Consider the following 22,517-nt stretch of genomic DNA (forward strand, 5'->3'; position numbering starts at 1 on the left):
CGTAACTTTGGAGCCAAATCGATCATCATTGAATAGCTACATAAAACGGCATAATGACCGTTTTGATGGTGGCCACAGAGTAATAAGACTACTGACAAACAACTACAAGAGGAATCATCATGAAAACCATAATATTGGCAATACTCTCATTGCTTATCCTGCCGTTGCATACTAAAGCACAGGCTACGGACATGATAGTGGATAGATACTCCACCGAAAACGGACTGCCATCCACTGCCGTCTATGGATCTCTCAGAGACCGCGACGGACTGCTATGGCTCGGCACATGGTACGGACTGATGTCGTATGACGGAACGAAATTCACGCAATATGCCACCCGACGCGACACCAAGTCGGACATCCCGCCACGCAAGGTCATCACAATCGTGGAGGACAACAGAAACAACCTCTGGATAAGGACCACAGACAACCGACTCTTCCGATTCGACAAGACCACCGAACGCTTCAATGACATGTATTCGGAACTGAAAGGCGTGTCGAAGAACATGAGGGTGATAAAGGTACAGGCGATGGACAACGGCAACACGCTGCTATACACACGCGACAAGTGCCTATATGAGGTCTTCACAGACAAGGAAAACAACCCCGCTATCAAGCCCATATACAACTCACGCCACGACATCGACAGGACGACGATGAGACTCAAGCACAACGTGGTGGGCGAGACGGCTGACTACATATTCTGGCTGGGACCTAACTTCGAGGTAGCCACAATATCAAAACCCAAATCTCTCAAAGGCAAAAGGATGATCTCCCGACCGGGCAGAGGCGTGAAGGCCACATGTTTCGGCATCGGGAACGGCTTGGTGATGATTGGCACGGCGAATGGCTATGCCATATCCATCAGCATGAAGACGGGACAGACACGCATCATACGCACCACCTCTACATCGCCCATAAACACCATCACTACGATAGGAACCCAAACGTATCTCTCTACTGCCGACGGCATTTATGACGTGAACGGGAAACTGGTTTCCGCCATAAAGACAAAGGCAGAAACGGCTTTCGCCGACAAGGAAGGGAAGCTCTGGATATATGGTCTCGCCGACGGACTGACCATGTTTGACCCAAAGACAAAGGCAACCGCACATTTTGCCACGCCGATGGAAACAACGCTGGATGCCGTGAAATTCTGCGATGCCGGCGACAACGGACTCTTCGTACTGCTGCGCAACGGAAAGGTGTGGCGCTATGACAGGACAACGAAACGGATGGGCAGCATAGACAATATGCTGACATCAACATTCACCCGACAGCTCACTCCTACGTTCTTGAATGAACAAGAGAGTCCGTCATTCTCTGATATCAATATCGACAGAGACGGACTGCTATGGCTCTCGTCTACAAACAGCGGACTGTTCAAGGTGCGCTTCCCACACCGACATATCTCCTATCTGCTTTCCTCGCTTCTCGCCGGCGACACCAACCCGAATGACAACAACTACGGAATACGCGCCCTGTACCAGAGCCGCGACGGACTACTGTGGATTGGCACAAGGCGGGGAAACGTTTACTGCGTGGATCTGATGACCAACAGCGTGGTGAGGAAATACAATGGCACGATGGGCATCGTATACAACATCATGGAAGACCGCAGCGGCAACATCTGGCTGGCATCCAAAGGTGGCGGACTGACGAAGGCCACTCCCGACAAAAGCTGTCAGCAGGGCATGAGACTGACCACATACAGAAACAATGCCAACGACCGCTATTCGCTGAGCAACGACAAAGTGTATTACACCTTCCAGGACTCAAAGGGCAGAATTTGGGTATGCACATACGGCGGAGGTCTGAACCTCATAGCAAACAGAAACGGAAAGACAGTGTTCATAAACAAGAACAATGAACTGAAACAATATCCTCACAATGACCTGTATCTGAACGTGAGGCAGATAGCCGAAGACAACGACCACACGCTATGGGTGGCAACCACCGACGGACTGCTCTCGTTCGGTGCCGGTTTCAAGGCACCGAAAGACATCACGATAAACGACTACAGACGGGGCGACAACCCAACCGTAGTGGACAACGACATATTCTCCATATTCAAAGACAGCAACGGAAGCATCTGGCTCAGCGTCTTCGGATGCAGCACGAACAGGATAATGGGCTACGACAAACGAAGCGGAAAGCTGCATCTTGAGAGCATGCGTGAAAACAACATGGTGGGCAACATAGTGTCTACTATGACCGAAGACCACCATCACCGCCTGTGGCTGACGACTGAAAACGGACTGACAAACATCAGCTTCTCTGATAGCGACCACTCGGTGAGGACATACGGATTCCTCGACGGAGTGATGCGCAACAAAGTGGAAGACAACAGCAGCATCTGTCTCTCCGACGGCAGGATTCTCATGGGCTGCAGGGAGGGAATAATAGTGTTCAGTCCTGACGAACTGGATAAGGATTCACGACATGATTACAAGACCATCATCGTGGACTTCAAGGTGCAGAACCGCAGCCTCGACAGCTTCTCCCCCGCCATCAGCGAGATGTCGCCACGATATGCCAAGGAGATAGTGCTCAACCACGACCAGAACATGTTCTCCATAGAGTTTACCACTCCGAACTTCATAGACAACAGCCGCACGACATTCAAATACATCCTCGACGGATATGAAAACGAATGGCACCTGAACGACAACAGCCGTCTGGCGTCATACGCCAACGTGCCGCCTGGCAAATACACATTCAGAGTGAAGTCTGTCTACGACGACTCACCAGAATGCACTATCCTCATCACAGTGCTGCCACCATGGTGGGCCACGTGGTGGGCATACGCCATCTATTTCATCCTTCTGTGTCTTGCCATATATGCCGGCATCAGACTCTCGCTATATATGATAAGGATGCGCAACGAGGTGTATATCAACGACAGACTGGCGGAACTGAAAATCAGATTCTTCACCAACGTGAGCCACGAACTGCGCACACCGCTCACTCTCATTAAATCGCCAATCGAGGAACTGAAACGCCACGAAACGCTAAGCAGCGAGGGAAAGGAATATCTGCAACTAATCGACCGCAACACTTCAAAGATGCTGCATCTCGTGAACCAGATTCTCGACCTCCGCAAACTGCAGAACAAGAAGATGCGTCTGCAGCTCTCTCATGCCGACATCAATGCCATTGCAGAGGCGTTCTGCACGGAGTACCGTCTCGCAGCCAAAGACCGCAACATCACGCTATCTTTCAATCTGCCAGAAAAGCCCGTCATGGCTTGGTGTGACGCCGAGAAGATTGCCGTAATAGTGAACAACCTGCTGAGCAACGCATTCAAATATACCGACCATGGCGGCAACATCGCCTTGACTCTGACTGCCGACTATGATGCCGACATCTGCCGCATCACAGTGAGCGACGACGGTGTAGGAATTCCGGAAAAGCAATTGGAAAAGATATTCGAGAGATTCTCTATGGCAGACAACGCCCAATCTTCTGACTCACACCAGCATGGAACAGGAATAGGACTCAGTCTGTCGCGCGAATTCACCGCTCTGCATCATGGTAGGATATGGGCGGAGAATCTTGCCGACGGCAAGGGAGTGGCGTTCACTCTCGAAATACCGATGAGCAAGGAGAAGTTCAAAGACGACGACCACGACATCCTGCTTGGCGACAATATCAATCCGCAGGATCTGACCTACGCCGGCGACACGGAAGGAATCAGCAGTGATGCCGCAGATAAGGCTGCCGCCAACGACGATACCCATTCTGAAGACCAGTACCGCCCTACCCTTGTGCTCGCCGAAGACAACAGTGATCTCAGACGGATGCTGCAGCTACAGCTGAGCCACTCCTATCATGTGGTGACGGCTACAGACGGTGCCGATGCTCTGGAAAAGATTCTTGACGTGCATCCCGACCTCATCATCACAGACCTCATGATGCCACGTATGGATGGCGTGGAACTGCTGAAGAGAGTACGGCGTGACTTCAGCGTGAGCCATGTTCCGGTGATAGTGCTGACAGCAAAGAACGGCGATGACGACATGATGAAAGCAATCGCCACTGGTGCCAACGCCTTCATCACAAAACCTTTCAGCCACGAGATGCTTGCCACACGCATCCAGCAGCTGTTGCGCGAACAGAGCATATTCCAGCGCAAGATGGTGCTGCAGGCAAAGAACAGTGCAGAACCTGCCGCAAAGGGCAACGGATACGAGGACCATCTGGCAAAGAAAGACCTGCAGTTCGTTGACCGCATCCGCACTATCATAGAGGAGAACTTACGGAACAATGACTTCAACATCGACACGATAGCCGAGGGTGTGGGACTGAGCCGTTCGGCATTCTTCAAGAAGCTGAAGAGCCTGACGGGGCTCGCCCCCGTAGACCTCGTAAGGGAAATCCGTCTCGACAAGGCGGAGAAACTCGTCGTCACCACCGACAAGAGCGCTTCTGAGATAGCCTATGAAGTGGGCTTCAAGGAATCAAGCTATTTCGGCAAATGCTTCAAGAAGAAATTCGGCATGACACCATTGGAATATCGCAACAAACAAACAAGCAAAGATAACAATGTTAACATGTAGATATATTGTGTGCTTTACGGTTAAAAGATTTTAAATAAACGTGCACATATACACATATTTAAAATATAAGCAATACTTTTGAAGCGTATTTCATACAATCATAAAAAAGCAGGACTGAAAAAATTAAGCATCTATTAAACTTCAAAAACTAACGAAACATGAAGAAAATTTTTACTCTTGTATCAGTTGCGCTCTGCGCAATGAGTTTAAACGCACAGGAAGTGTGGAAGGCTGCAGACTATAATCTTGAGAACGTCGTACAGGGCGAAGCCACATCAAACATCTACGGTGGAGGCACTGCCGATGCCCCAGACACGAGCAAGCCGTCAACACTCAAGACTTTCATTATAACAGCTGAGACCGAAAACATGACCATGACAGCCGTTTCTACACCAAACGGCGTGAAAGAAGGCGACAAAGAACCCGTAGCATGGGAGCTTAAAGGCAAAGTGGACGGCAACGATGCACTTATTGTTGACGGATGCAACCCAAAGTTTGCACAGTATCTGATGGGCCAGGGAAACCCGGAGTTAAGCCACTGGGAGTTTGACGAGGAAACAGATAACGGTACGGCACACCGCGTGTACGGCACATACTGGGAACCGGGCATGGATATGCCGCAGAAGGGTCTCTACTACAGATTCTCTGCAAAGAAATCAGGAACTCTCAAGGTTGCCATCTACGGCAACAAGAACCAAAACCCTACATACATTGTTGATGCCGACACGAAACAGCCACTTGCTCCTTCAACAATCGACGTTTCCATCTTCTACCAGAACACTGGCTTTGCCTTCAAGGGTAGCGTTGACACAGGCGACGCTGAATATCTGAACACTGGCAAGATGGCCGACGACTACGTTCTGCAGCACACCAACGGCATCACACAAAACCGTCCGGTTCTCGGATACGTTTCATTCCCTGTAGAGGCTGGCAAATCTTACCACATGTTCAACACAAAGAGCCAGATAGGTATCTACGGTTTCGAGTTTACAGTCGGAACAACAGGTATCAGCGACATCACTGTCAACAAGGCTAATGCCAATGCTCCTATCTACAACCTTGCAGGTCAGCGCGTAAACAACAATGCCAAGGGCATCCTTATCCAGAACGGAAAGAAGTTTGTTAAATAATTCAGCAATAACAATAATCTAATCCCTCTCATACCCAAACACTATGAGAGGGATTTTCATGTATAGGCAAATGGTTACACATCATTGTTGCCAACGTCATAAAATAAGCTAAAAGGATAATTAAAACAAACATAACAATTATGATTAGCAAAAAACTATTGTTGGCTGCGCTGACCCTCATGGTCGGCTCAGAGGCGGTACACGCACAGTACCCCGTAATCACACAAGAGGCAAAAGCGAAAATCGACTCATTGACAGCTGTTTGGACAGCCCATTCTGATTCTGCATGGGCTGTTGCATGGCCTATCGTCAAGGCTGAAGCTATGAAAGGACGCCATTATGTGCCTTGGGCTTCTCGTCCATACGACCTGCGCCAAGCCAAGATTCCGGCATTCCCGGGAGCCGAGGGTGGCGGTATGTACACATTCGGAGGACGTGGCGGAAAGGTTCTCACAGTAACAAACCTCAACGATGACGGTCCTGGCTCATTCCGTTGGGCTTGTGAACAGGGTGGTGCACGTATCGTTGTCTTCAATGTATCAGGAAACATCGTGCTCAAGACTCCTATCATCGTACGTGCCCCTTATATTACCATAGCCGGACAGACCGCTCCAGGAGAGGGTGTACAGATTTCCGGAGAGTCATTCCAGGTCAACACCCATGACGTAATCGTCAGACACATGCGCTTCCGCCGCGGCAACACACACGTATGGTACCGTGAAGACTCTTTCGGAGGCAATCCTGTCGGTAACATTATGATTGACCACTGCTCTTGCGAGTGGGGACTGGACGAGAACATCTCGTTCTATCGCCACATGTTTGACCTCCATGACGGCAAGCCAAAGCGCAAGGTACCAACAGTAAACGTAACAATCCAGAACACCATATCAGCCAAGGCTCTCGACACATGGAACCATGCCTTCGGATCAACAATTGGTGGAGAGAACTCATCGTTCATGCGCAACCTCTGGGCTGACAACACTGGCCGCAACCCGTCTATCGGATGGGGAGGCGTGTTCAACTTCGTGAACAACATCATCTACAACTGGGTTCACCGTACTGCTGATGGTGGTGAATACTCTACAATGAGTAATTTCATCAACAACTACTACAAACCAGGACCTCTCACTCCAGAAGGCCCTATCAGCTATCGTATCGTAAAGAGCGAGAGCCGTAGCAACAAACTCTTCGATTATCCGCAATACGGACGAATATATGCTGCAGGCAACATCGTTGAAGGCAACGAACGCGTAACAAAGGACAACTGGGACGGCGGCATACAGATTGCCGACAAGGATCTTCCTAACGGTATTCCTGATGACGTAAAAGCACTGATGCACTCTGACGAACCGTTCACCATGCCTCACATGACCATCATTCCTTCTGATCAGACTTTCGATAAGGTTCTGTCAAACGTAGGAGCTACTTTCCCTTGCCGCGACATCGTTGACCAGCGCATCGTTGAGGAGGTTCGCACAGGACAGGCTTATTACGTAAAGAAACTTCCAAAGAAGAATCCATACGGAGATATGTGGGGACTCTCCGACAAATCAAAGAACGAAGAAGGCTTCTTCAAATACCGTCGTCTTGACAATGATTCTTACAAGCACGGAATCATTACCAGCATCGAGCAGATGGGAGGATTCCCTAAATACAAGAAGTACACTGCATGGAAAGATTCCGACGGTGATGGAATGCCAGACGAATGGGAGATTGCAAATGGTCTGAACCCCAACGACCCGTCTGACGCCAACCTCGACTGCAACGGCGACGGCTACACCAACATCGAGAAATACATCAATGGCATCGACACCAAGAAGAAAGTGGACTGGACCGACCTCCGCAACAACCACGACACTCTCGAAGGCAAGACAAGTCTGATGTAAAGAAAGAGTATACGAAAAGGTAACAAAACACACAAATGAATACAAATCCGCAAATCAAGCTCATTGGTCTGCGGATTTTTTATTTCAAACAGGCCATCAGGCCGTTGGGGGGTATCCTTTACGATACAGAAATCACGCCAAGACAAAATCTATTGTATACGGAAACCATTCACTAAATTTGCGAAATCAGAAAAGCAGCTGCTGCATTCTGAAAACAATACAATACCATCAAATCCCATTAACTCCTCAACCTATAGCACATATTCGCTATAGGTTGAGGATTTACAACTTTTAAACAACCTTGTTTAAAACAACCTTGTTTAAAACTATTTTTTTTCATATCTTTGCATGCGTAACATCAATCCTATCCAGTTATGGCAAAGAACTTTGAAACTCCATTTGTTTTCGGTGTTCGTGTAGAAGGCGATACTTTTACTGACAGAAAAGAAGAGACAGAACGACTGAAGGCTAACTTTAACTATGGCATCAACACCATATTGATTTCTCCACGCCGTATGGGAAAGACGTCGCTTGTCGACAAGGTATGCTCGCTCGTTAAAAGTGATGACATAAAGATTGCACATATTGACGCTTTCGGTTGTCGCTCTGAGATAGACTTCATCAATGCCTTTGCAACGGCAGTGGTACGTGCAACATCAACTAAATGGGAGGAATGGATGGAAAACACGAAAGTATTTTTAAGCAGGTTTGTCCCTAAGATAAGTTTCGGACAAGACCCTTTGACTGACTTTTCCATCTCTTTGCAATACAATGCAAGCAACAGTACAACAGAAGACGTGTTGAAGCTACCAGAATTGATAGCACAAGCCAAAGGCTATAGGATTATAGTGTGCATAGATGAATTCCAGCAGATTGGCGATTTCAACGACTCGTTGATATTTCAGAAGAAACTACGGGGAATATGGCAACTACAGAAACACGTTTCATATTGTCTCTACGGAAGCAAGAAACACATGATGGAAAAAATGTTCCAAGACCAGAGCTATCCGTTTTATCGCTTTGGAGACCTGTTTTATCTGAACAAGATAAGCGAAGAGGATTGGGTAGCATACATATGTGAGCGTTTCAAAATAACAGGAAAACATATATCTGAAGGACTTGCACACACCATTTGCACCGTGACAGACAGGTATTCTTCTTATGTACAACAACTGGCATGGCTTGTTTGGCTGAAAACCAAGACAGAAGTGACGGAATCTGATGTACAATACGGTATCAACCGTCTGCTCGATGCTTGTGAACCACTGTTCATCCAGCAGACAGAAGATCTTTCTGCCTATCAGATGAATTTTCTTCACGCCTTGGTAAATGGCGTACACACGGGATTCACACAGTCAGCGGTCTTGAACACTTACCGCTTGGGCACGGCCGCCAATGTGACAAGACTCAAAAAAACTCTCGTTGAGAAAGACCTCATCTCGCTCACTGCTCCTAAATATATGGAAATGTGTGATCCGATACTTGCCTTATGGCTGAAAAAGAGGGTTTGGAAAGAGTGACGACACGTTACATACCGACCTCACGGACGTCAATCCTATATAATCATGCATTTTTATATAATTATATACAAGACGTTATGAAACACATCATACTCGCTGCCGCACTGGCCCTTGCCACTGCAGCCCAGGCACAGCAACACGACTGGGAGAACCAGTATGTGCTGCAAAAGAACCGTATGCCGGCACGTGCCGCCTTCATGCCGTATCTCAACGGGAATGGCGACATGCAGATGTCGCTCGACGGGGAATGGAAATTCAACTGGACCAAGACACCCGACGAACAGCCGGCTGACTTCTACAGTCTCTCGTTCGACGACACCGGATGGACTACTTTCGGAGTGCCTGGCGACTGGGAGATGAACGGCTACGGCACTCCCATATACAGCAGCTCCGGATACACCTTCAAGATTGACCCGCCCCACGTGATGCGGGAACCGAAGAAGACCTACACCGCCTATACGGAACGCAACCCCACGGCTTGCTACCGCCGCACATTCTCCCTGCCTGCATCATGGAAGGGGAAAGAGGTGTTCGTAAGGTTCGGCGCCGTGTCGAGTGCCTTCTATCTGTATGTCAACGGACAGCAGGTGGGCTACTCTCAGGGCAGCATGGAACCGGCAGAATTCTGCCTCACGCCATATCTGAAAGAGGGCGACAACATGATAGCGATAAAGGTGATGAAATATTCAGACGGCAGCTATCTCGAAGACCAGGACATGTGGCGCATCGCCGGAATACACCGTAGCATAACCCTCTTTGCCACGCCGAAGATACGCATAGCCGACTTTGGAGTGCGCACGCTTATTGATGATGATTATAGGGATGCGGAACTCGTGATCGACCCGAAACTCAGCGTCTGCGGCGACGAGAAGGGAAAGGGCTACCGCATCTCGGCAATGCTCTACGATGCCGACGGGAAAGCGGTGACCGACACTGCCCTGTGGCATGCCGCCGAACCGATGCTGAATCTTGACAAGAAGGGAAAGATTCTCAACCAGCGCAACCCGCAGCGTGGCTACGCTCCATACGGATGGCTGAAGACCACTATAAAGAACCCACACAAATGGGACGCCGAGCATCCCTATCTATACACGCTGAAACTCGCCCTCACCGACTCTGCCGGAAATACGGTGGAGAGGGCCGAGACGAAGGTGGGATTCCGCAAGGTGGAGATAAAAGACGGTATGATGCTCGTGAACGGAAAGCAGGTGAGGCTGCGCGGAGTGAACCGCCATGAGATGGACCCTGAAACGGGACACGTAATGACGGAGGAACGCATGGTGGAGGACATCAGACTGATGAAGCAATGCAACATCAACGCCGTGCGCACCTGCCATTATCCCAACACCGAACGGTGGTATGAGCTTTGCGATGAATACGGCATGTATGTGATGGACGAAACCGACATAGAGGAACACGGACTTCGGGGCACTCTCGCCTCTGACCCCACATGGGCAGCGGCATTCATCGACCGCACGCAGCGGATGGTGATGAGAGACAGAAATCATCCGTCGGTGGTGTTCTGGTCGCTTGGCAACGAGTCGGGATGGGGTCCCAACTTTGCCATGACAGCGGCATGGATTCATGAATACGACCCCACACGCCCCGTACACTACGAGGGAGCACAGGGCGCAGACAACAAGGACCCGGAGTATGTCGACGTGATTAGCCGCTTCTATCCTCGTGTGCAGGAAGAATATCTCAACCCTGGAGTGAAGGACAACAATATGGAGCGTCCTGAGAACGCACGATGGGAACGTCTGCTGAGCATCGCCCGGAAGACCAACGACAACCGTCCGGTGCTCACCAGCGAATATGCCCACGCCATGGGAAATGCCCTCGGAAACTTCAAGGAGTATTGGGACGAGATATACAGTCACAAGCGGATGCTCGGCGGCTTCATCTGGGAATGGGCAGACGAAGGGATATTCAAGAAACGCGACGACGGAAAGACGATGGTGGCATACGGCGGTGACTTCGGCGATGTGCCCAATCTGAAGGCTTTCTGCGTGAAGGGCATAGTATCGTCTGACCGCAAGCTTACTCCCAAATATAATGAGGTGAAACAGGTGTATGCGCCGATGGATGTCCAGCTCACGGGCAACAGGCTGAATGTCGTGATGCTCGACAATATGGTGGAGATGGACAATTACCGTATCGCATTCAACATCACGGAGAACGGAAAAGTGATAAAGAAAGGTGAGATAAAGGATCTGACAGTACCTTCCGTCAAGTTCGACCCTGCTGCCGATGTGCGGCTCAATGTCAGCATCCAACTGAAAAGCGACACCAAGTGGGCAAAGGCAGGCTTCGAAGTGAAACACGAGCAGTTTGCCATCAACGACCGCCTCGCCACAGCCTTCAGTCCCATGCCGCTGAAAACCGGCAGAGAGGCTGACATGAAAGAGGCAATGGAGTGGTTTGATATCGTGAAGCCCCACTTCTTCCGCGCTCCTCTCGACAACGACAAGGGATTCGGCAACTGGATAGCCAAAGACTGGAAGAACAACAGGCTTGACTCTCCTGAGACTGCCACTGTGAAGCCTCTCGACGCCAAACGCAATGCCGACGGAACGGTTACTGTGACCACAACACAGGAATGCCGCTATGCCAATGGCAAGATAACCACAGACTATGTATACACCATGGATGCTGACGGATCTGTGGATTTCAGCGCCACGTATACTCCTGAGGGACAGTTGCCGCCACTGCCATGCATCGGCAACACGTTCTTGATGGACAAGGATATGACCCGCTTGTCATGGTATGGACAGGGATTGCAGGACAGCTATGTGGACCGCCTCGAAGCTACGGGCATCGGCAGATGGACAAGCAGCGTGGACCAGGAATACGTACACTATCCGCGGCCACAGTCGAGCGGCAACCATGAGCAGACCGTCACGCTATCTCTCACCGATGCCAAGGGCAGAGGCTACACCGTGACGACAGCCAACGCCACTCCGTTTGCCTTCTCTGCCCTGCCCTATTCGGAGCATCAGCTGTCTACCGTAGCCCACGACTGCGACCTGCATACTGAAAACAACGTCTTTCTCAACATCGACGCGGCAATGATGGGACTGGGAAACAGCAGCTGCGGACCTGGCGTGCTTACCAAATACTCCATTCCTCAGAAGCAGCATTCACTGCATGTGATGTTCAAGAGAAAATGATTTCCGCCAGTCTCTGACAATAACTTGACAGAGTTATCAGCAGTCAAAGGAAACTTCTTATAAAATATCACACAAAACGGCAAGCTGTTATAAAATACAACACAAAACGGTCTAATGACCGATTTGGGTAACCCGTATCAGGCATTAGGAAAAGAAACAGTTCGTACATCTTACGAACAATCTCACAAAGAAACATGCCTAAAATTTTCCCCCACGGCGTGGGGAATGAAACCCCACATTGGGGGGTTCTGTTCCCCACGCCGTGGGGGAAATTCCAGGCATATATTCTTGTCGCTACAATTATTGGGGTGATCCATCTGAAATAGCCCGCTATTACTCATTAAACCCAAATCGGTCATTAGGCCGTTTAATGTATAATTTTAATAACTGCTTGCAGTCTTATGCTTTTTATAAGGCGCCTTTTGCTTGTTTTTAATTCGCAATAGCCCGCTATTACTCATTAAAAGCCAAACAAAATCCACTCTTCTAAAAAACAAAATCCATGCAAGCCCTAATGACCGATTTGGGTTTAAAGAGGGATTGCTTCTGGAAAGATAAAGTCCGAAGGCCTTCATCCATTGGGCTTCGGACAGGACCTCTATATTTTGAGGGTTATCTGACAATAATAATATTTTACCAATTTCTTGTTTTAAATCAAGAAAAAGCATTATATTTGCAACCAATATTATAAAAACCTTATTGAATATGGATGAAAAACTTTTGCTACTTGGCGATGAGGCTATAGCCTTGGGTGCCATTCATGCGGGACTTTCGGGTGTCTACGCATATCCCGGAACTCCATCCACAGAAATCACAGAGTATATTCAGGGCAACCAGTTGGCTGCCGAAAGAAAAATCCACTGCCGTTGGTCGGCAAACGAGAAGACAGCCATGGAGGCAGCTCTCGGTATGTCGTATATGGGCAAAAGGGCCATGGTCTGCATGAAGCACGTGGGAATGAACGTGTGTGCCGACGCCTTCGTTAACTCGGCAATGACAGGAACAAACGGCGGACTCGTGGTAGTGGCTGCCGACGACCCTTCTATGCACTCTTCACAGAACGAGCAGGACTCAAGATTCTATGGCAAGTTCGCCATGGTGCCTGTGTTTGAGCCATCATCACAGCAGGAGGTTTACGGCATGATGAAGGATGCCTTCGAACTGTCGGAGAAGCACATGGTGCCGGTGGTGATGAGAATGGTGACCCGTATGGCACACTCTCGCGCCGTAGTGGCTACTGGTGAAATCAAGGACCAGAACCCAATGACATACCCGTCAAATCCTAAGGACTGGGTATTGCTGCCGGCTGTGGCACGCAAGCGCAACGAGCGCCTTGTTGGCCTGCAGAAGGAATTCCTGGCTGAGGCTGAGAACTCCAAGTATAACAAGTTCATAGACGGCAAAGACACTTCGCTGGGAATCATCGCCTGCGGTATCGCTTACAACTACCTGATGGAGCACTTCAAGGACGGATGCCCTTACCCAGTGCTCAAGGTGTCGCAGTATCCTCTGCCTGTAAACAAGGTGAAGGAACTGGCAAAGAAGTGCGACTCACTGCTCATCCTCGAAGACGGACAGCCTGTTGTTGAGGAGATGCTGCGCGGTGTCCTGGATCAGGACATCACCATCAAGGGAAGACTCACTGGAGAGGTGCCACGCACAGGAGAGCTTACTCCAGACAATATCATCGCTGCCCTCGGACTGAAAGACGAGGAGGTGTACCCGGCTTGCGAGCTCGTGGTTCCACGTCCACCAGCACTCTGCCAGGGTTGTGGCCACCGCTTCATGTTCGAGGCTCTGAACAACGTGCTGAAGGAGTATGACAACAGCCGTGTGTTCGGTGACATCGGTTGCTACACACTGGGCTATCTGCCACCATACCAGGCTCTGCATTCTGTAGTCGACATGGGTGCTTCCATCACGATGGCAAAGGGTGCCGCTGACGCAGGACAGTTCCCGTCAGTAGCCGTAATCGGCGACTCTACATTCACACACTCTGGAATGACAGGACTGCTCGACGCAGTGAACGAGAAGACAAACATCCTTGTGGTAATCTCTGACAACCTCACCACCGGTATGACCGGCGGACAGGACTCTGCCGGAACAGGCAGACTCGAGAGCATCTGCCGCGGTCTCGGCGTAGAGCCAGAACACGTGCGCGTCGTTATTCCATTGCCACAGCACATGGAAGAGATGCAGAACGTTATCCGCGAGGAGTTGAACTACAACGGAGTGAGCGTGGTAATCCCACGCAGAGAGTGCATTCAGACGGCTCGCCGCCACAACAAGAAAAAGTAAAAACAAAGGAGGAACAGCATTATGAATACAGACATAATTCTTTCGGGAGTGGGAGGTCAAGGAATCCTCTCTATCGCAACCATCATAGGCGCTGCCGCTATCAAGGAGAAGCTATATATCAAGCAGGCTGAGGTTCACGGAATGAGCCAGCGAGGCGGCGACGTGCAGTCAAACCTGCGCATCAGCTCTGATCCTATATCATCAGACCTCATTCCTCTGGGCAAGGCGGATCTCATCATCTCGCTCGAGCCGATGGAGGCTATGCGCTATCTGCCATATCTGAAGAAGGACGGATGGATCATCACCAACACCGCCCCATTCATCAACATCCCTAACTATCCTGAACTGCAGGAGCTGCTCGACAGAATCAAGGCTATAGACCATCATGTATCGCTCGACGTTGACACCATCGCCAAGGAAGTGGCATCACCACGCGCTGCAAACATCGTGTTGCTCGGTGCTGCATCTCCATTCCTCGGCATCGAGGTGGAGAAGATCGAGGAAGGTATCCGCAACGTGTTCGGCCGCAAGGGCGAGGCTATCGTAGAGATGAACCTGAAGGCTTTCAGAGCCGGACTGGAAGTGGCTGACAAGCATATCAACAAATAAAAGAAGGAAAGTTTTATGGAAATTCCTTTCAGTAAAGAAACGGTAAACGAGGTATTGCAGAAGATGCACATCCCGCATGTCGGCAATGCTACCATTCGCCAGACCGTGGCTCTCTCAGAGGAACTGGAGAAAATAACAGGTCAGGAATTCGTGCATCTGGAGATGGGTTCGCCGGGTCTGCCGGCAAGCCAAATCGGCATCGAGGCCCAGAAGAAGGCCCTCGACAGCGGAGTGGCACAGAAATACCCTAACATCTCAGGTATAGCACCATTGAAGAAACAGGCTTCGAGATTCGTCAAGGCATTCCTCAACGTGGACATCAACCCTGAGGGCTGCATCCCTACAGTGGGTTCAATGATGGGTACGTTCGCCTCGTTCATCGTGACAAACCATCTCGACGAGAAGAAGGACACCATCCTCTTCATCAACCCAGGCTTCTCAGTGCAGCCACTGCAGGCCAACGTGTTGGGCTACAAGAAGGATATGTTCGACGTGTATGACTTCCGTGGCAAAAAACTGAAGGAGGAATTGGAGCGTCATCTCGCAAAAGGCAACATCGCAGCGATACTCTATTCCAACCCCAACAACCCTACATGGGTTTGCTTCACAGAGGAGGAACTGCAGTATATCGGTGAGCTGGCAACGAAATACGACACCGTGGTAATCGAAGACCTTGCCTATCTGGGCATGGACTCCCGCAAATACATCGGCAAACCGTTTGAGGCTCCGTATCAGTCTACCGTGGCACACTATACCGACAACTACATGCTCATGCTTTCGGCATCAAAGATATTCAGCTATGCCGGCGAGCGCGTGGCAACGGTAGCCATCAGCGACAAACTCTTCAACCGTGTGTATCCGCATCTGGAGAAGACTCTCGGCATGGACACACTGGGACGCGCTTTCATATTCACTGTGCTCTACACACTGTCGTCGGGCGTTTGCCATTCGGCACAGTGCGCACTGGCAGCGATGTATGAGGCGGCATGCGACGGAAAGCTCGACTTCGTGACCGAAAACAGGGAGTATGCCCGCAGGGCTGCTCTGCTGAAGGAGGTGTTCCTGAAGAACGGCTTCCACATCGTGTATGACAAGGACCTCGACCAAGACGTGAGCGACGGCTTCTTCTTCACCATCGGAAGAAAGGGCTTCTCCGGCGATGACCTGCTCGCCGAACTCATCCACTACGGAATATCGGCAATCTCGCTGCGCACTACAGGCAGTGAACAGCAGGGACTGCGCGTCTGCACATCGATGCTGCGCGACGAACATTTCCCAATGCTCGACGAGAGACTGAGAATATTCAACGAGAAATATCCTTTGGACAAGTAGACAAGTTAACGAGAAGACGAGTTGACGAGGAGATATTAAGGTGGGATGATGCAAGATCTGCCTTAACCAATTGAGAATGTGAAAGCTCCTTGTCAACTCGTCATACCGACGAAAGACTTTTCCTTCGTCAACCGACAAGAGTATTCTTTATAATCTCGTCAATACGTCAACTTGCCAACTCTAAAACCCCAAACATATTTATGAAACCAAACTATGTATCAGCCGCCGAGGCTGCAAAACTGATTAAGTCGTACGACCGTGTATATATCCAGGGTAGCACTTCTATTCCTGAGGTGCTCCTCGATGCCATCACAGCACGCGCCAGCGAGTTGAAGGGCGTGGAGATGTACTCCGCCTTTGCCGTTGGCAGACGCGACGCACCATACGCCACCACAGAGCTGCGCGACATATTCATACCGCGAAGCCTCTTCATTGCCAACAGCGTGCGCAAGGCTGTAGACCGCGGCGAAGCTCAGATCATACCTTGCTTCCTCGGCGAAGTGCCGGCGCTCTTCCGCGAGGGTTATCTGCCTCTCGACGTGACACTGCTCAACGTGTCGCTTCCTAACGAGGACGGATACTGCAGCTATGGTATTTCTGCCGACCTTGCAGTGAGTGCTGTGGAATGTTCCAAGATTGTCATCGCACAGGTGAACAAGCAGATGCCGTTCTCTTATGGCGATCCGCTTATCCACATCAACGACATCGCTGCCTGCGTAGAGGTTGACGACCCGCTGGTAGAGGTGCCTACAGCAGTGCCTAACGAAAAGGAGGAGAAGATAGGACGCTTCATCGCCGAGCAGATTCCTGACGGAGCGACATTGCAGATTGGAGTTGGCGGTATTCCTAACGCCGTGCTCAACGCTCTGAAAGACCACAAGAACCTGGGTCTGCACACCGAGGCTATGACCGACGGTGTGTTGCCTCTGATAAAGAGCGGCATCATCAACAACTCACAGAAGGTTGTAATGCCTGGCAAGAGCGTGGCATCGCTCGCTCTGGGCTCAAGAGCCCTGTATGACTTCATGGACTACAACGAGGACATGGTATTCAAAGATGTGGCATGGACCAACGATCCATTCCGTATCCGTCAGAACCCTAAGGTGATGTCTATCAATTCTGCCATTGAGGTGGACCTGACTGGTCAGGTGTGTGCCGACTCCATCGGTACGCGTCTCTTCTCCGGCGTGGGCGGTCAGCATGACTTCATGTATGGCGGTGCGTTGTCGGAAGGCGGCAAGACGTTCATCGCCATGACCGCATCATCCGGCAAGGGAATATCAAAAATCAAGCCTGTGCTCACAGAGGGTGCCGGAGTGGTGACTACTCGTTTCCAGACACAGTTCGTGGTGACGGAATACGGTGGAGCTTATCTCAAGGGCAAAGACCTCGCACAGCGTGCCCACGCTCTGATAGCCATTGCCGATCCTGCCGTGCGCGAGGATCTGGAGAGGGCTGCATGCGAGCGCTTCGGTTACAGATTCTTGAGAGAGAAATGATAATCCGATCGGATATTCTATCTGCTGACGGCTGATGCCGACAGCAGATATGACAAAAACAGGAACGGTATGCTTATCTTTCACAAAAATGTGGTAGATTTGCATACCGTTTTCATTTTTACTTTTAAACAGAAATAATACAGACAAAGAATGCATATCGCAGTGATAGGCGCAGGTGCAGCAGGCTGCTTTGCGGCAATAGGCATCAAGCGCAGACTACCTGAGGCTGACGTTACGATATACGAGGGCGGCAAACGTCAGCTCGCCAAGGTATCGGTGACGGGTGGCGGACGGTGTAATCTCACAAACTCGTTCAACCAGGTGAAGAGCCTCGCCCATATTTATCCGAGAGGCGAACGACTGATGAAGCGACTGCTCAAGGGCTTCAGCCATACCGATGCATACGAGTGGTTTGAGAACGAAGGCGTGAGGCTGACCACACAGGAGGATGAATGCGTGTTTCCTGTTTCTCAGGACGCAATGGAGATTGTAAACACGCTGACGCAGATTATCAACCGTCTCGGCATCAGACTCCTCACCGGGCACCGCGTAGAACTGATTTCCCACGACAAGGAGAACGGGAAATACTCGCTGCGGTTCGGCGGAAACAGAAGTTCGGCAACAGCAGACTGCGTGGTGGTGGCAATAGGAGGCACACCGGCAGCCAGTCAGCTCAATATGTTCAGTCCGCTCGACATCATTACGGAGAATCCGGTGCCATCGCTCTTCAGCATGTGTCTGCCAGGTGACGGCATCACAAAACTGATGGGAACGGTGGTGGAAGAAGCCACTACAAGCATACCTGGCACTAAATTCAAAGCTGACGGTCCGTTACTCATCACACATTGGGGAATGAGCGGTCCGGCAATACTGAAGCTGTCGAGCCATGCTGCAAGATTCCTTCATGAACATGAATACAAAACGGATATCTGCATCAACTGGTGTGGCGGCAGGAAAGCGGAGGAAGTGACGGAAGAACTTTCAGCCATCAGCGCATCCAACACGAAAAAGCAACTGGCAAGTGCATATCCCCCACATCTGAATGCCCGTCTGTGGCAGCATCTTATCGAGCGTTCACAGGTGAACCCACAACTCAGATGGGGCGAACTGCAGCGCAAGGGCCTCAACAAACTTGTAAACACCCTCACGGCAGACATCAGAAGGGTGGACGGCAAATGCAGATTCAAGGAGGAATTTGTGACTTGTGGCGGTGTGTCATTGAAGAACGTGAATCATTCCACTCTCGAAAGCAAAGACCACGACGGACTGTATTTTGCCGGCGAGGTGCTCGATGTGGATGCCGTGACTGGCGGTTTCAACCTACAGGCGGCATGGACAATGGGACATACCGTGGCTGTGGCCATAGAAAAGAAATACAAGAACTGATATTCTTGCATACTACGACATTGCCCTGTGAATAGAGACATTACAGACTACTACATTGTCTACGAACAAAAGGTATGTAATAGTACATTTTCATATTTCATGCGTCATATATGAAAACAAATCGGCGAGAGGTTTATGAGGAGCACCAGCATCCTCGTCAACCGGTCAACTTGTTTACTTGTTTACTTGTCAACTCGTCAACTAAAAGAAATATGAAACAAACGATTATATCAGCATTGGCTTTGCTGTCGGCATCCATCGGCGCGACGGCACAAAACGACGTCATGACACACAGACAATATCTGAGCGGTCATGGATGTGACGATATGGTGCAGTGGGACTTCTTCTGCACAGGTGGAAACAACTCCGGAAAATGGACGAAAATCGGTGTACCGTCATGTTGGGAGCTGCAGGGATTCGGCAATTTCCAGTATGGCATGAAGTTCTACGGCAAGGCATTCCCCGACGGCATCGCCGACGAGAAAGGTATGTACAAATATGAGTTCAAGCTGCCAAAGGAATGGGCAAACCATCATATAGAACTGGTGTTTGAGGCTTCGATGACCGACACCCAGGTGATGATAAACAAGCGCAAGGCAGGCTCCAAGCACATGGGAGCTTTCTACCGCATCACATACGACGTGACAGACCGCGTGTTCTTCGGAGACAAGAAGAATCTGTTGGAAGTCACCGTGAGCAAAGAGAGCGAGAACGCCGGAGTGAATCTCTCTGAACGCCGCGCCGACTACTGGAATTTCGGAGGTATCTTCCGCCCTGTATTCATCGTGTGCAAACCGGCTCTCAATATCGAGCGCACAGCCATCAACGCCACTGCAGATGGAGAATTCAATGCCTATGTGCTGCTCAACCACACTATAGAGGGAGCCAAGGTGAAGACTACCATCAGCGACATGAACGGCAAGAAGGTGGCAGAAAACACGACAGACGTGCGCCACGGCAGCGACCATGCTGACGTGGCTTTCAAAGTAAGCAACCCCAAGCTATGGACGGCAGAGACACCGAACCGCTATCAAGTGGCATTCTCTCTCATCGATGCCAACGGCAAGACGCTGCACGTGGAGAAGGACAAGTTCGGTTTCCGTACGATAGAGACAAGAGAAAGCGACGGTCTCTATATCAACGGCAAGAAGGTGAACATACGCGGTGTGAACAGACACAGCTTCAGACCGGAAACGGGACGCACTCTGTCTTACCAGAAGAATCTCGAAGACGTGGAACTCATTAAGAGCATGAACATGAACGCCGTGCGCCTATCCCACTACCCTGCCGATCCTGAATTCTACGACATCTGCGACAGTCTCGGTCTATACGTAATGGACGAACTGAGCGGATGGCATGGCCATCACGAGACAATCAACGGACAGAAACTAATCCGTGAGATGGTGACGCGCGACGTCAACCACCCGTCAATAATATGGTGGAGCAACGGAAACGAAAAGGGATGGAACACTGAACTCGACGGCGATTTCCATAAATGGGACATACAGAAGCGTCCGGTGCTTCATCCGCAGGGCAATTTCAGCGGCTACGAGACCATGCACTACCGCTCTTACGGCGAGAGCAACGAATATATGCGCAAACCGGAGATATGGATGCCTACAGAATTCCTGCACGCCCTCTACGATGGAGGAGCAGGAGCCGGACTCTACGACTACTGGGAGGTGATGCGCCAATGGCCACGCTGCGCCGGAGGTTTCATCTGGGCTCTCGTTGACGAAGGCGTGAAGCGAGTGGACATGGGTGGAATGATTGACAACGTAGGCAACTATGGAGCCGACGGCATCGTTGGTCCTCACCATGAGAAGGAAGGCAGCTACTACACGGTGAAACAGATATGGTGCCCTGTGCAGGTGAGCATGCCTGAACACTTCGACGGCAGACTGAACGTGGAAAACCGTTACAATTTCCTCTCGCTAAAAGGCGTGAAATTTGATTATAGCTACTTGAAATACAATGGTTCCAAGGCGAGCAGTCTGAAACAAGGCGTCGTGAACGGTGCCGACATCCCTGCCGACAGCAAGGGAACAATCTCCGTGCCTACCGTTCCGAACGGAGCTGAGGCACTGAGCGTGAAAGCTACAGACCAATACGGAAAGGACCTCTTCACATGGGTATTCAAACTGAAAGACTCTGACAAGCCATTCGCCAAGACAGCCACCACTGGCAACCGACCACAGATGAACGGCGGTGTGGTGAAGGCGGGCAATGTGACTTTCACCTTCAACGAGAAGGACGGTAGTCTGGCAAGCGTCACCACAAAGAAGGGTGACTACAAATTCGGCAATGGTCCGAAATTCTTTGCATACCGTCGTGCAGACCGCTCTATGGACCAGTTCTACAACCATGACGACCCACAGGCAGAGAAAAAGAAGACCACATACGAAGAATATGCCGAACAGGGCAAGTTTGACAATCTCACTGCCACCGAAGGGGCCAACGACACTCTGATCGTAACAGCTACATATAAGCTCGGTTCACTGCAGAAAGCTGAGTGGCACATAGCGCCAGACGGCGGAGCACGACTCGTCTACTCATATATCTTCAATGGGGTGGTAGATTTGATGGGAGTGAAGTTCGACCTGCCGGAAACAGAAGTGAAGCATAAGGAGTGGCTCGGATGCGGTCCTTACAGAGTGTGGAAAAACCGCATACACGGTCCGCAACTTGGCGTGTGGGCAAACGACTACAACGACCCCGTGCCTGGAGAGAGCTTCGACTATCCTGAGTTCAAGGGCTATTTCGCCGGAGTGCAGTGGATGAAGCTGCAGACCAAGACGGGTATGATAACAATCTGTCCAGGCACCGACAAAGACTACGTCGGCGTATACCAGCCACGCGACGGACGCGACCAACTGCTCTATACACTGCCGGAGACAGGAATAAGCATGATGCAGGTAATCCCTGCCGTACGCAACAAGGTGAACACCACCGACCTCAATGGTCCTTCTGCACAGCCCGTATGGGCTAACGGCAGCTACACAGGAGAGGTGACACTGCATTTTGACTAACATAGTATTTCTGACAGAAAAAGATGATTGACAGACAAGATGATTTGCAAGTGCATTCCGACAGGAAAAGCGACATCGCATATCAACTGACAAAACGAA

Annotated in this window: 12 protein-coding genes; 11 read left to right on the forward strand and 1 reads right to left on the reverse strand. The window is 50.5% G+C overall.

Translation table 11 applies throughout. From position 1 onward, the window contains the following. Positions 1–119: 119 nt before the first annotated feature. The 5 genes from CCC32_RS07820 (at position 120) to CCC32_RS07840 (ending at position 12,265) form a co-directional block, all read left to right on the forward strand. Positions 120–4,559 (forward strand): two-component regulator propeller domain-containing protein, encoded by a 4,440-nt coding sequence (locus tag CCC32_RS07820; protein WP_287073515.1) that lies wholly within the window; start codon positions 120–122, stop codon positions 4,557–4,559. Between the two features lie 158 nt (positions 4,560–4,717). Further along, positions 4,718–5,689, forward strand: a complete 972-nt coding sequence (locus CCC32_RS07825) for a hypothetical protein (protein ID WP_287073518.1) — start codon at positions 4,718–4,720, stop codon at positions 5,687–5,689. A 140-nt stretch (positions 5,690–5,829) separates the two neighbouring features. After that, positions 5,830–7,575, forward strand: a complete 1,746-nt coding sequence (locus CCC32_RS07830) for a hypothetical protein (protein ID WP_022316808.1) — start codon at positions 5,830–5,832, stop codon at positions 7,573–7,575. A gap of 374 nt (positions 7,576–7,949) precedes the next feature. Further along, entirely contained in the window at positions 7,950–9,095 is a 1,146-nt protein-coding gene (locus CCC32_RS07835; RefSeq protein ID WP_044072679.1) for an AAA family ATPase, read from the forward strand. Positions 9,096–9,172: 77 nt separating this feature from the next. Beyond that, positions 9,173–12,265 (forward strand): glycoside hydrolase family 2 TIM barrel-domain containing protein, encoded by a 3,093-nt coding sequence (locus CCC32_RS07840; RefSeq protein WP_287073521.1) that lies wholly within the window; start codon positions 9,173–9,175, stop codon positions 12,263–12,265. A gap of 380 nt (positions 12,266–12,645) precedes the next feature. On the opposite strand, the gene CCC32_RS07845 is transcribed toward CCC32_RS07840, so the two are convergent. Then, a complete protein-coding gene (locus tag CCC32_RS07845; protein WP_287073523.1) occupies positions 12,646–12,933 on the reverse strand; it encodes a hypothetical protein in 288 nt (95 codons plus the stop codon). Between the two features lie 37 nt (positions 12,934–12,970). On the opposite strand from CCC32_RS07845, the gene CCC32_RS07850 reads away from it, so the two are divergent. From CCC32_RS07850 to CCC32_RS07875, 6 genes are all read left to right on the forward strand, one after another. Then, positions 12,971–14,563, forward strand: a complete 1,593-nt coding sequence (locus CCC32_RS07850) for a thiamine pyrophosphate-dependent enzyme (protein WP_022317613.1) — start codon at positions 12,971–12,973, stop codon at positions 14,561–14,563. A gap of 21 nt (positions 14,564–14,584) precedes the next feature. After that, positions 14,585–15,172, forward strand: a complete 588-nt coding sequence (locus CCC32_RS07855) for an indolepyruvate oxidoreductase subunit beta (protein ID WP_044072673.1) — start codon at positions 14,585–14,587, stop codon at positions 15,170–15,172. Between the two features lie 15 nt (positions 15,173–15,187). Beyond that, positions 15,188–16,504 carry an aminotransferase class I/II-fold pyridoxal phosphate-dependent enzyme gene (locus CCC32_RS07860; protein WP_287073527.1) on the forward strand — a complete coding sequence of 439 codons (1,317 nt, stop codon included), beginning with the start codon at positions 15,188–15,190 and terminating at the stop codon, positions 16,502–16,504. Positions 16,505–16,704: 200 nt separating this feature from the next. Further along, complete coding sequence (locus CCC32_RS07865; protein ID WP_022317610.1) at positions 16,705–18,003, forward strand: acetyl-CoA hydrolase/transferase family protein; 1,299 nt, start codon at positions 16,705–16,707, stop codon at positions 18,001–18,003. Positions 18,004–18,153: 150 nt separating this feature from the next. Then, entirely contained in the window at positions 18,154–19,389 is a 1,236-nt protein-coding gene (locus CCC32_RS07870; protein ID WP_022317609.1) for an aminoacetone oxidase family FAD-binding enzyme, read from the forward strand. A 212-nt stretch (positions 19,390–19,601) separates the two neighbouring features. Then, positions 19,602–22,418 carry a glycoside hydrolase family 2 protein gene (locus tag CCC32_RS07875; protein ID WP_044072672.1) on the forward strand — a complete coding sequence of 939 codons (2,817 nt, stop codon included), beginning with the start codon at positions 19,602–19,604 and terminating at the stop codon, positions 22,416–22,418. The last annotated feature ends 99 nt before the right edge of the window (positions 22,419–22,517 follow it).

Origin of the sequence: Prevotella sp. LMAG:51 (genome assembly GCF_008680225.1) — a bacterium.
Taxonomy (GTDB): domain Bacteria; phylum Bacteroidota; class Bacteroidia; order Bacteroidales; family Bacteroidaceae; genus Prevotella; species Prevotella pectinovora.